Annotated in this window: 11 protein-coding genes; all 11 read left to right on the forward strand. The window is 60.4% G+C overall.

The window, feature by feature from the left end; all coding sequences use genetic code 11:
* Positions 1–2 precede the first annotated feature (2 nt).
* The 11 genes from uppS (at position 3) to rnhB (ending at position 11,323) form a co-directional block, all read left to right on the forward strand.
* Positions 3–758, forward strand: a complete 756-nt coding sequence (gene uppS / locus LUB09_RS05760; RefSeq protein ID WP_209989532.1) for a polyprenyl diphosphate synthase — start codon at positions 3–5, stop codon at positions 756–758.
* Entirely contained in the window at positions 759–1,565 is an 807-nt protein-coding gene (locus LUB09_RS05765; RefSeq protein WP_209989534.1) for a phosphatidate cytidylyltransferase, read from the forward strand.
* Positions 1,562–2,752, forward strand: a complete 1,191-nt coding sequence (gene ispC / locus LUB09_RS05770) for a 1-deoxy-D-xylulose-5-phosphate reductoisomerase (RefSeq protein ID WP_231421988.1) — start codon at positions 1,562–1,564, stop codon at positions 2,750–2,752. The genes LUB09_RS05765 and ispC overlap by 4 nt, the downstream gene beginning before the upstream one ends.
* Before the next feature lie 53 nt (positions 2,753–2,805).
* Positions 2,806–4,158, forward strand: a complete 1,353-nt coding sequence (rseP, locus tag LUB09_RS05775) for a sigma E protease regulator RseP (protein ID WP_209989540.1) — start codon at positions 2,806–2,808, stop codon at positions 4,156–4,158.
* 74 nt (positions 4,159–4,232) lie between these two features.
* A complete protein-coding gene (gene bamA, locus LUB09_RS05780) occupies positions 4,233–6,620 on the forward strand; it encodes an outer membrane protein assembly factor BamA (RefSeq protein WP_231421989.1) in 2,388 nt (795 codons plus the stop codon).
* 45 nt (positions 6,621–6,665) lie between these two features.
* Positions 6,666–7,169: an OmpH family outer membrane protein gene (locus LUB09_RS05785; protein ID WP_003189173.1), complete on the forward strand. Its 504-nt coding sequence runs from the start codon at positions 6,666–6,668 to the stop codon at positions 7,167–7,169.
* Between the two features lie 3 nt (positions 7,170–7,172).
* Positions 7,173–8,228, forward strand: a complete 1,056-nt coding sequence (gene lpxD, locus LUB09_RS05790) for a UDP-3-O-(3-hydroxymyristoyl)glucosamine N-acyltransferase (RefSeq protein WP_231421991.1) — start codon at positions 7,173–7,175, stop codon at positions 8,226–8,228.
* 110 nt (positions 8,229–8,338) lie between these two features.
* Complete coding sequence (fabZ, locus tag LUB09_RS05795) at positions 8,339–8,779, forward strand: 3-hydroxyacyl-ACP dehydratase FabZ (protein WP_057007789.1); 441 nt, start codon at positions 8,339–8,341, stop codon at positions 8,777–8,779.
* Positions 8,776–9,552, forward strand: a complete 777-nt coding sequence (lpxA, locus tag LUB09_RS05800) for an acyl-ACP--UDP-N-acetylglucosamine O-acyltransferase (protein WP_209989550.1) — start codon at positions 8,776–8,778, stop codon at positions 9,550–9,552. The genes fabZ and lpxA overlap by 4 nt, the downstream gene beginning before the upstream one ends.
* Positions 9,553–9,554: 2 nt before the next feature.
* Complete coding sequence (gene lpxB, locus LUB09_RS05805) at positions 9,555–10,694, forward strand: lipid-A-disaccharide synthase (protein ID WP_231421993.1); 1,140 nt, start codon at positions 9,555–9,557, stop codon at positions 10,692–10,694.
* Positions 10,691–11,323, forward strand: a complete 633-nt coding sequence (rnhB, locus tag LUB09_RS05810) for a ribonuclease HII (RefSeq protein WP_231421994.1) — start codon at positions 10,691–10,693, stop codon at positions 11,321–11,323. The genes lpxB and rnhB overlap by 4 nt, the downstream gene beginning before the upstream one ends.
* Positions 11,324–11,393 lie beyond the last annotated feature (70 nt).

Here is an 11,393-nt window from a genome sequence, read left to right on the forward strand (position 1 = left end):
TCATGGAAAAGACCAAGCAGACTGTGCCCTCCGTGGTGCCGCGCCATGTCGCGATCATCATGGATGGGAATAATCGCTGGGCGAAGAAGCGCTTTATGCCGGGTGTTGCCGGGCATAAAGCGGGTGTCGACGCGGTACGGGCAGTGATTGAGGTGTGTGCCGAGGCCAAGGTCGAGGTGCTCACGCTGTTTGCCTTCTCCAGTGAGAACTGGCAGCGCCCGGCCGACGAAGTCAGTGCCTTGATGGACCTGTTCTTCAAGGCTCTGCGTCGCGAAGCCAAGCGCCTCAATGACAACAAGATCAGCCTGCGTATTATTGGCGACCGCTCGCGCTTTCATCCTGAACTGCAGACCGCCATGCGCGAAGCCGAGGCGATTACTGCCGGCGCCGACCGTTTTGTGCTGCAGATCGCCGCCAACTATGGCGGTCAGTGGGATATCGCCCAGGCTGCGCAGCGACTGGCCAGAGAAGTGCAGGCCGGTCACTTGCAACCGGAAGACATCTCGCCCGAACTGTTGCAGACCTGCCTGGTGACCGGCGATCTGCCGTTGCCGGACTTGTGCATTCGCACCGGTGGCGAGCACCGCATCAGCAATTTCCTGTTGTGGCAGCTGGCTTATACCGAGCTGTATTTCTCCGACCTGTTCTGGCCGGACTTCAAACACGATGCCATGCGCAATGCGCTGGCTGATTTCGCTTCCCGTCAGCGTCGCTTCGGTAAAACGAGCGAGCAGATCGAAGCTGGAGCCCGGGTTTAAATGCTTAAACAACGAATCATCACGGCACTCATCCTGCTGCCTATCGCGCTGTGCGGGTTTTTCCTGCTCGACGGTTCCGGCTTTGCACTGTTTATCGGTCTGGTCGTGACGCTGGGTGCCTGGGAATGGGCGCGTCTGGCGGGCTTCACCAGCCAACTGCCACGTGTGGTCTACGCCGCGGTGGTGGCGGTGCTGCTGTTCCTGATGTACATCCTGCCGGACATCGCGCCCTGGGTGTTGGGTGCGGCGGTGCTGTGGTGGGCGATGGCGACATTCCTCGTGCTGACTTATCCGCGCACCAGCGGCCACTGGTCCAGCGTTGCCTGCAAATTGGTGATCGGCCTGCTGATTCTGCTGCCGGCCTGGCAAGGACTGGTGGAGATCAAGCGTTTCCCGATTGGTAACCAATTAATCCTGGCGGTGATGGTGCTGGTCTGGGGGGCGGACATTGGCGCGTACTTTTCCGGCCGTGCCTTCGGCAAGCGCAAGCTCGCTCCGGCCGTCAGTCCCGGTAAAAGCTGGGAGGGCGTGTACGGCGGGCTCGCGTTGACGCTGCTGATCACGCTCGTAGTCGGGATTGTGCGCGACTGGTCACTGAAGGAAATTCTCCTGGGTCTGGTGGGCACAGCGATCGTGGTGTTTATTTCGGTGGTGGGTGACCTCACCGAAAGCATGTTCAAGCGCCAGGCCGGGATCAAGGACAGCAGCAACCTGCTGCCGGGCCACGGCGGCGTGCTGGACCGTATCGACAGTCTCACCGCTGCCATTCCGATCTTTGCCGTGCTGTTGTGGATGATCGCTTCGTGAGTCGTGCGCAACAGGTAACGGTGCTGGGTGCTACGGGTTCGATAGGGCTGAGCACCCTGGATGTGATTGCGCGGCATCCTGAGCGCTATCAGGTGTTCGCCCTTACGGGCTTCACGCGCGTGAAGGAATTGCTGGCGCTGTGCGTGCGCCATGTGCCGCGCTTTGCCGTAGTGCCTGAGGCGGCGGCTGCGCGCGGCTTGCAGGATGATCTGCGCGCTGCCGGGCTGGCCACTCGGGTGCTGGTGGGCGAGGAGGGGTTGTGCCAGGTGTCAGCGGACGCCGAAGTCGACACGGTGGTGGCTGCCATCGTCGGTGCCGCCGGACTGCGTCCGACGTTGGCTGCAGTCGATGCCGGCAAGAAAATTCTGCTGGCCAATAAAGAGGCGCTGGTAATGTCCGGCGCGCTCTTTATGCAGGCGGTGCGCAAGAGCGGCGCCGTGCTGCTGCCTCTGGACAGCGAACATAACGCTATTTTCCAGTGCATGCCCGGTGATTTCGCCCGTGGCCTCAATCAGGTGGGCGTGCGTCGGATTCTGTTGACCGCCTCCGGTGGGCCCTTCCGGCAAACCCCGCTGGCGCAGCTGGAGCATGTATCGCCGGAGCAGGCGTGCGCCCATCCGAACTGGTCCATGGGCCGCAAGATTTCCGTCGACTCGGCCAGCATGATGAACAAGGGCCTGGAACTGATCGAGGCGTGCTGGCTGTTCGATGCGCGGCCGGAGCAAGTCGAGGTGGTGATCCACCCGCAAAGTGTGATTCATTCCCTGGTCGACTATGTGGACGGTTCGGTGCTGGCGCAGTTGGGCAATCCCGACATGCGTACGCCCATCGCCAATGCCCTGGCGTGGCCGGAGCGGATTGATTCGGGGGTCGCACCCCTGGACTTGTTTGCCATTGCCCGCCTGGACTTCGAAGCGCCGGACGAGCAGCGTTTTCCGTGCCTGCGCCTGGCGCGCCAGGCGGCAGACGCAGGCAACAGCGCCCCGGCGATGCTCAATGCGGCCAATGAAGTGGCCGTGGCGGCGTTTCTCGAACGGCGCATCCGCTTTCCGCAGATCGCGAGTATCATCGACGACGTCCTGAACCTTGAGCCGGTAGTGGCCGTGAATGAGTTGGCGGCGGTGTTCGAGGCTGATACAAAGGCCCGGGCCCTGGCCGAGCAATGGCTGAACCGCAACGCGCGTTAGTCGGTGGGCATGTTTGAGCCTGCGGGCACTGGATTGGAATGCGGAGAAATTAGATGAGTGCGCTCTACATGATTGTCGGCACCCTGGTTGCTCTGGGTGTGCTGGTTACCTTCCACGAATTCGGCCACTTCTGGGTGGCACGCCGTTGTGGCGTGAAGGTGCTGCGCTTTTCCGTCGGCTTCGGTATGCCGCTGGTGCGTTGGCACGACCGCCAGGGCACCGAATTCGTGATCGCAGCCATCCCGCTGGGTGGTTACGTCAAGATGCTCGATGAGCGCGAAGGCGAAGTGCCGGCTGATCAGTTGGACCAGTCCTTCAATCGCAAGACCGTTCGTCAGCGTATCGCCATTGTTGCCGCAGGCCCGATCGCCAACTTCCTGCTGGCCATGGTGTTCTTCTGGGTATTGGCCATGCTGGGCAGCCAGCAGGTGCGTCCGGTCATTGGCGCGGTCGAGGCGCAGAGCATCGCAGCCAAGGCCGGTCTGACGGCGGGGCAAGAGATAGTTTCCATTGATGGCGAGCCGACCACGGGTTGGGGCGCGGTCAATTTGCAGCTGGTGCGCCGCCTGGGTGAGAGCGGCACCGTCAATGTGGTGGTGCGCGAGCAGGATTCCAGCGCCGAAACCCCGCGTGCATTGGCGCTGGACCATTGGCTCAGGGGCGCTGACGAGCCTGATCCGATCAAATCCCTGGGTATCCGGCCGTGGCGTCCATCGTTGCCTCCGGTGCTCGCCGAGCTGGATCCGAAAGGCCCGGCCCAGGCCGCAGGTCTGAAAACCGGCGACCGCCTGCTGGCGCTCGATGGCCAGCCGCTGAATGACTGGCAGCAAGTGGTCGATCTGGTGCGTGTACGTCCTGACAGCAAAATTGTGCTGAAAGTCGAGCGTGATGCCGCGCAAATCGACGTCCCCGTGACCTTGTCGGTTCGTGGCGAAGCCAAGGCGGCCGGGGGTTACCTGGGTGCCGGAGTGAAAAGCCCGGAGTGGCCGCCGTCGATGGTGCGCGAGGTCAGCTTCGGGCCGTTGGATGCGATTGGCGAGGGCGCGAAACGCACCTGGACCATGAGTGTGCTGACCCTGGAGTCCCTCAAGAAAATGTTGTTCGGCGAGCTCTCGGTAAAAAACTTGAGTGGACCGATAACCATTGCTAAAGTGGCGGGCGCTTCTGCCCAGTCGGGTGTCGCGGATTTCCTGAATTTCCTGGCTTATCTGAGTATCAGCCTTGGAGTTCTGAATTTGTTGCCCATCCCTGTACTGGATGGGGGGCATCTGTTGTTTTATCTGGTCGAGTGGGTGCGTGGTCGCCCCTTGTCGGATCGGGTGCAGGGTTGGGGGATACAGATCGGTATCAGTTTGGTGGTCGGGGTGATGTTGTTAGCCCTGGTCAACGATCTGGGTCGTCTGTAACGCTTCGCTGAATTGCGAATCTGCCGCATTTTGCGGCAGTTTGTTTATTGCCAGTTGGAATAAGAAAGGACTTCATGAAACGTCTGCTGCTAACTGCGGTTCTCACCGTATTGATGATCGCCGAAGTTCACGCCGAGTCCTTCACTATCTCCGATATTCGCGTCAACGGCCTCCAGCGGGTTTCCGCAGGTAGCGTCTTTGGTGCCTTGCCGTTGAACGTCGGGGAACAGGCGGATGATCGTCGCCTGGTGGAATCCACTCGTGCGCTGTTCAAAACCGGTTTCTTTCAAGACATCCAACTGGGTCGCGAAGGTAACGTCCTGGTCATCACCGTCGTCGAGCGACCTTCCGTCGCCAGTATCGAGATCGAAGGCAACAAGGCGATCTCCACTGAAGACCTGATGAAGGGCCTCAAGCAATCGGGCCTGGCCGAGGGCGAGATCTTCCAGCGTGCCACGCTCGAAGGTGTGCGTAACGAACTGCAACGCCAGTACGTTGCCCAGGGTCGTTACTCGGCCACGGTCGAGACCGAAGTGGTGCCGCAGCCGCGTAACCGTGTGGGCCTCAAGGTCAACATCAACGAAGGCACCGTGGCCGCCATTCAGCACATCAACGTGGTGGGCAACACCAAGTTCGATGATGACGAACTGGTCGGCCTGTTCGAGCTCAAGACCACCAACTGGCTGTCGTTCTTCAAGAACGATGACAAGTACGCCCGTGAAAAACTCTCCGGTGACCTGGAACGCCTGCGTTCCTTCTACCTGGATCGTGGCTATATCAACATGGATATCGCTTCGACCCAGGTGTCCATCACCCCGGACAAGAAACATGTGTACATCACCGTCAACGTCAATGAAGGTGAGAAGTACAAGGTTCGTGACGTCAAGCTGAGCGGCGACCTGAAAGTCCCTGAAGACCAGGTCAAGTCCCTCTTGCTGGTGCAGAAAGACCAGGTGTTCTCGCGCAAGCTGATGACCACCACGTCCGAGCTGATCACTCGTCGTCTGGGCAACGAAGGCTACACCTTCGCCAACGTCAACGGTGTGCCGACTCCCCATGACGAAGACCACACCGTGGACATCACCTTCGTGGTCGATCCCGGCAAGCGTGCCTACGTCAACCGCATCAACTTCCGTGGCAACACCAAGTCCGCCGACGAAGTGCTGCGCCGCGAAATGCGCCAGATGGAAGGTGGCTGGGCGTCGACTTACCTCATCGACCAGTCCAAGACCCGTCTTGAGCGCCTGGGCTTCTTCAAGGAGGTCAACGTCGAGACCCCGGCCGTACCGGGTGTGGACGACCAGGTTGACGTGAACTACGCCGTTGAGGAGCAAGCGTCGGGTTCGATCACCGCCAGCGTCGGCTTTGCACAGAGTGCCGGCCTGATCCTCGGTGGCTCGATCACTCAGAACAACTTCCTCGGTACCGGTAACCGTGTGTCCATCGGCCTGACCCGAAGCGAATACCAGAGCCGCTATAACTTCGGTTATACCGACCCCTACTGGACGGCTGACGGTGTGAGCCTGGGCTACAACGCCTTCTACCGCACCACCGACTACAAAGACCTCGATGTCGACGTGGCAAGCTACGCGATCGACAGCCTGGGTGCTGGCGTCAACATCGGTTATCCGATCAGTGAGACCTCGCGTCTGACCTTCGGCCTCACCGCGCAGCAGGATGAGATCAAGACCGGTGTTTACACCGTGGATGAGATCTTTGACTTCACCCGTCGTGAAGGCGACAAGTTCCTGAACTTCAAGGCGTCTGCCGGCTGGTCCGAATCGACCCTGAACAAAGGTGTACTGGCGACCCGTGGCCATTCCCAAAGCCTGACTGCCGAAGTCACCACGCCGGGCAGCGACCTGTCGTTCTTCAAGCTCGATTACCGCGGCCAGTTGTTCCAGCCGTTGACCGATAACTACACCCTGCGCCTGCATACTGAGCTGGGCTATGGCGACGGTTACGGTTCAACCAATGGCCTGCCGTTCTATGAGAACTACTACGCAGGTGGTTTCAACTCGGTACGTGGCTTCAAGGACAGTACGTTGGGTCCTCGTGGTACGCCAAGCCGTGGTTTTGACAGGACCGGTAACGTAGGAACTCAACTGGACACTGACAACGACCCACTGCCGTTCGGTGGTAACGTGCTGATCCAGGGTGGCGCGGAAGTCCTGTTCCCACTGCCGTTCGTGAAAGACCAGCGGTCTCTGCGTACTTCGGTCTTCTGGGACGTGGGTAACGTGTTCGATTCCAAGTGTGACCAGATCACCAACCCGAGCGGCGTGAAGTCCAATACCCAGTGTAACGACGTGAGCCTCAGCAATCTGGCGAGCTCCGTGGGTGTGGGTGTGACCTGGGTGACCGCGCTGGGTCCGTTGAGCTTTGCTCTGGCCATGCCGATCAAGAAACCGGATAACGCTGAAACCCAGATTTTCCAATTCTCCCTCGGCCAGACGTTCTAAGCGTCTGACCCAAGATAACGACAACGGATTCTGTAGGAGTACATCGTGCGTAAGTTGACTCAATTGGTCCTGCTGGCCACCGTGCTGGTAACCACCCCGGCCTTCGCCGAAATGAAAATCGCCGTGCTGAACTATCAGATGGCTTTGCTCGAATCCGACGCGGCCAAGCGTTACGCCGTGGATGCCGAGAAGAAATTCGGTCCGCAACTGACCAAGCTCAAGACCCTGGAAAGCAGCGCCAAGGGCATTCAGGATCGTCTGGTCGCCGGTGGCGACAAGATGCAGCAGGGCGAGCGCGAGCGCCTGGAGCTTGAGTTCAAGCAAAAGGCCCGTGACTACCAGTTCCAGTCCAAGGAACTGAACGAAGCCAAGGCTGTTGCCGACCGCGAAATGCTCAAGCAGCTCAAGCCGAAACTGGACAGCGCTGTGGAAGAAGTCATCAAGAAAGGTGCCTTTGACCTGGTGTTCGAGCGCGGCGCCGTGATTGACGTCAAACCTCAATACGACATCACCCGTCAGGTGATCGAGCGCATGAACCAGCTGAAGTAAGCCATGACCGCGACTATCAGGCTCGGCGAGTTGGCCGAGTTCCTGGGCGCCACCTTGTGTGGCTCCCCGGAGAAAGAAATCACTGGGCTAGCCACCTTGCAGGAGGCTGGCCCAGCTCAGTTGAGCTTCCTCGCAAATCCCCAATACCGTAAATACCTGGTCGACTGTCAGGCCGCAGCCGTGTTGCTGAAGGCCGCAGATGCCGAGGGTTACGTCGGGGATGCGCTGGTGGTAGCCGACCCGTACCTGTCGTACGCCAAAGCCTCGCACCTGTTCGATCCAAAACCCAGGGCTGCCGGTGGCATTCACCCATCGGCCGTGATCGCCGAGGATGCCCAGGTTGATCCTGCCGCCAGCATCGGCGCCTTCGCCGTGATCGAGAGCGGTGCGCGTATTGCCGCGGGCGTTACCGTCGGCGCGCATTGCTTTATCGGTGCGCGCTGTGAAATAGGTGTCGATGGCTGGCTGGCGCCCCGTGTGACCCTGTACCACGATGTGCGTATCGGACAGCGCGTGGTGATCCAGTCGGGCGCGGTGATCGGTGGCGAAGGCTTCGGTTTTGCCAATGCCAAGGGTGTCTGGCACAAGATCGCCCAGGTCGGCGGCGTATTGATCGGCGACGACGTGGAGATCGGTGTCAACACCGCTGTGGATCGCGGCGCCCTGGCCGACACCGTGATCGGTAACGGCGTGAAGCTCGACAATCAGATTCAGATTGCCCACAACGTGCAGATTGGCGATCACACCGCCATGGCGGCATGCGTGGGCATTTCCGGCAGTACCAGAATCGGCAAGCATTGCATGCTCGCCGGTGGTGTTGGGCTGGTGGGGCATATCGATATCTGTGACAACGTGTTCATTACCGGCATGACCATGGTGACCCACTCGATTACCGAGCCGGGTGCCTATTCTTCCGGTACCGCTATGCAGCCCGCAGCTGAATGGCGCAAAAGTGCAGCACGCTTGCGGCAGCTCGACGACATGGCTCGACGTCTCAAACAGCTGGAAAAGCGTGTTGGGGACGTGACCCCTGACGGTAATGCTTCATCACAAGGCTGATACCATTTCCATATCAAGTGTGCACAGCCGCTAGACTGCCTCCTTGATTTGCCAGCGGGGCGTGCCTTTAGTCCGCCCGCCCCCAATTTTATTACAGGCTTCCCCACGAAATGATGGACATCAACGAGATTCGCGAATACCTGCCTCACCGTTACCCGTTCCTGCTGGTGGACCGCGTAGTGGACCTGAACATTGAGGAAAAGCGCATTCGTGCCTACAAGAATGTCAGCATCAACGAGCCGTTCTTCAACGGTCACTTTCCTGCGCATCCCATCATGCCAGGCGTGTTGATCATCGAAGCGATGGCCCAGGCTGCCGGTATCCTTGGTTTCAAAATGCTCGACCTCAAGCCTGCCGACGGCACGCTTTACTATTTCGTGGGTTCCGACAAGCTGCGTTTTCGCAACCCGGTCACCCCGGGTGACCAGTTGATCCTGGAAGCCAGGTTCATCAGCTGCAAGCGCCAGATCTGGAAGTTCGAGTGCCAGGCTTCGGTGGATGGCAAGGCGGTGTGCTCCGCCGAAATCATCTGTGCGGAACGCAAACTATGAGTTTGATTGACCCTCGCGCAATCATCGATCCGTCGGCCGTTCTGGCCGCAGGCGTAGAGGTTGGCCCCTGGTCGATCGTCGGCGCAGGTGTGGAAATCGGCGAGGGTACTGTCATCGGGCCGCACGTGATCCTCAAGGGGCCGACCCGTATTGGCAAACACAATCGCATCTACCAGTTTTCGTCGGTAGGTGAAGACACCCCGGACATGAAGTACAAGGGTGAGGAAACACGCCTGGTAATCGGTGATCACAACATCATTCGTGAAGGCGTGACCATTCACCGTGGCACCGTACAGGATCGTGCCGAAACCACGCTGGGTGATCACAACCTGGTGATGGCGTACGCGCATATCGGACACGACAGTGTCATCGGCAACCATTGCATCCTGGTCAACAACACCGCGTTGGCCGGCCATGTGCACGTTGACGATTGGGCGATCCTGTCGGGTTTCACGCTGGTGCATCAGTATTGCCATATTGGCGCCCACAGCTTTTCCGGCATGGGCACCGCCATCGGCAAGGATGTACCGGCATTTGTCACGGTCTTCGGCAACCCGGCCGAAGCCCGCAGCATGAATTTCGAAGGCATGCGCCGCCGTGGTTTCAGCGATGACGCCATCCACGCCTTGCGCCGCGCCTACAAGACGGTCTACCGCCAGGGCCTCACGGTTGAACAGGCGCTGACTGAATTGACCGAGCCGGCAACGCTGTTCCCGGAAGTCGCGGTGTTCCGTGACTCGATCCAGGCGTCGACTCGCGGCATCACCCGCTGATCATGGCCACTGTGCGTATCGCGCTGGTGGCCGGAGAAGCTTCCGGCGATATTCTTGGCGCAGGCCTGATGCGGGCGCTGAAGGCCCGCCACCCGGCAGTCGAATTCATCGGCGTCGGTGGGCCTCTCATGCAGGCCGAGGGCCTCACGTCCTACTTCCCCATGGAACGCTTGTCGGTCATGGGACTGGTTGAGGTACTGGGCCGTCTGCGTGAACTGCTGGCACGGCGCAAGCTGCTGATTCAGACCCTGATCGAAGAAAAGCCCGACGTCTTTATCGGCATCGACGCGCCGGATTTCACCCTTAATATCGAGCTCAAGCTGCGTCAGGCCGGGATCAAGACCGTGCATTACGTCAGCCCGTCCGTATGGGCGTGGCGGCAGAAGCGCGTGCTGAAAATCCGCGAAGGCTGCGACCTGATGCTCACCCTGCTGCCCTTCGAGGCCAGGTTTTACCAAGAGCAGGGCGTGCCGGTACGGTTTGTCGGCCATACGCTGGCCGATGCGATTCCCTTGCAGGCTGACCGCGCTGCGGCGCGTGCCGAGCTGGGATTGCCTGATGGCCCGTTGGTTGCGCTGATGCCGGGCAGCCGGGGTGGCGAAGTCGGGCGCTTGGGCGCATTGTTTTTTGACGCCGCCGAGCGCCTGCTGGCCATGAAGCCGGGTATTCGCTTCGTGCTGCCCTGCGCCAGCCCGCAACGGCGTGCGCAGATCGAGACGCTGCTCGACGGGCGCAACCTGCCGCTGACCTTGCTCGATGGCCAGTCGCACCTGGCCCTGGCTGCCTGCGACGCGGTGCTCATCGCCTCGGGCACCGCGACTCTGGAGGCCTTGCTGTACAAGCGCCCGATGGTCGTGGCCTATCGCCTGGCGCCGCTGACGTTCTGGATTCTCAAGCGCATGGTCAAGAGCCCCTACATCTCCCTGCCCAACCTGCTGGCCCAACGCCTGCTGGTGCCGGAGCTGTTGCAGGACGACGCAACGCCTGCCGCCCTCGCGCAAACCCTACTACCCTTGATCGACGGCGGCGAAGAGCAGACCCGTGGTTTCGACGACATCCACCGCACCCTGCGCCGGGATGCCTCGAACCAGGCGGCCGATGCCGTGTTGAACTTGATCGGTCATACACAGGAGGCCTTATGAGCAAGCAAATGGGCCTGGATTTCAGCCTGGTTGCGCACGCCGACGAGCTGGTGGCCGGTGTCGACGAAGTAGGGCGCGGCCCGCTGTGTGGCGCAGTCGTGACGGCCGCCGTGATTCTCGACCCGAACCGGCCGATCCTGGGCCTGAGTGACTCGAAAAAACTCACCGAAGCACGCCGTGAAAAGCTCTACGACGAGATCTGTGAAAAGGCGCTGAGCTGGCATATTGCCCGCGCCGAGGTCGAAGAAATCGACAGGTTGAACATTCTGCACGCCACCATGCTCGCCATGCAGCGCGCGGTGGAAGGCCTGCATATCACGCCGAAAATGGCGATGATCGACGGCAACCGTTGCCCCAGACTGGCGATGCCGTCCGAAGCGGTGGTCAAGGGCGACAGCAAGGTACCGGCGATTGCGGCGGCCTCGATCCTGGCCAAGGTCAGCCGTGATCGCGAGATGGCTGCGTTCGAGTTGATCTATCCCGGCTATGGCATGGGGGGGCATAAGGGCTACCCGACGCCCGTTCATCTGGAAGCGCTGGCCCGGCTGGGGCCCACCCCGATCCATCGACGCTCGTTCGCCCCGGTGCGCCAGGCCTATGAGCTGCGCGCGAGCCTGATCGAGGTTTAGTCCCAAAGCTGATGTTTTTGCCAAGGCCCGGTACAATCCCGGGCCTTGTTGTTTCCATGTTTGGACAGGA

Origin of the sequence: Pseudomonas sp. Leaf59 (assembly GCF_920984685.1) — a bacterium.
Taxonomy (GTDB): domain Bacteria; phylum Pseudomonadota; class Gammaproteobacteria; order Pseudomonadales; family Pseudomonadaceae; genus Aquipseudomonas.

Bases quoted from the DNA above. Each gene is read 5' to 3' on its own strand.
- rnhB (WP_231421994.1), top strand. From the start codon at position 10,691: ATGAGCAAGCAAATGGGCCTGGATTTCAGCCTGGTTGCGCACGCCGAC.
- rseP (WP_209989540.1), top strand. From the start codon at position 2,806: ATGAGTGCGCTCTACATGATTGTCGGCACCCTGGTTGCTCTGGGTGTG.
- lpxD (WP_231421991.1), top strand. From the start codon at position 7,173: ATGACCGCGACTATCAGGCTCGGCGAGTTGGCCGAGTTCCTGGGCGCC.
- lpxB (WP_231421993.1), top strand. From the start codon at position 9,555: ATGGCCACTGTGCGTATCGCGCTGGTGGCCGGAGAAGCTTCCGGCGAT.
- lpxA (WP_209989550.1), top strand. From the start codon at position 8,776: ATGAGTTTGATTGACCCTCGCGCAATCATCGATCCGTCGGCCGTTCTG.
- bamA (WP_231421989.1), top strand. From the start codon at position 4,233: ATGAAACGTCTGCTGCTAACTGCGGTTCTCACCGTATTGATGATCGCC.
- fabZ (WP_057007789.1), top strand. From the start codon at position 8,339: ATGATGGACATCAACGAGATTCGCGAATACCTGCCTCACCGTTACCCG.
- LUB09_RS05765 (WP_209989534.1), top strand. From the start codon at position 759: ATGCTTAAACAACGAATCATCACGGCACTCATCCTGCTGCCTATCGCG.
- uppS (WP_209989532.1), top strand. From the start codon at position 3: ATGGAAAAGACCAAGCAGACTGTGCCCTCCGTGGTGCCGCGCCATGTC.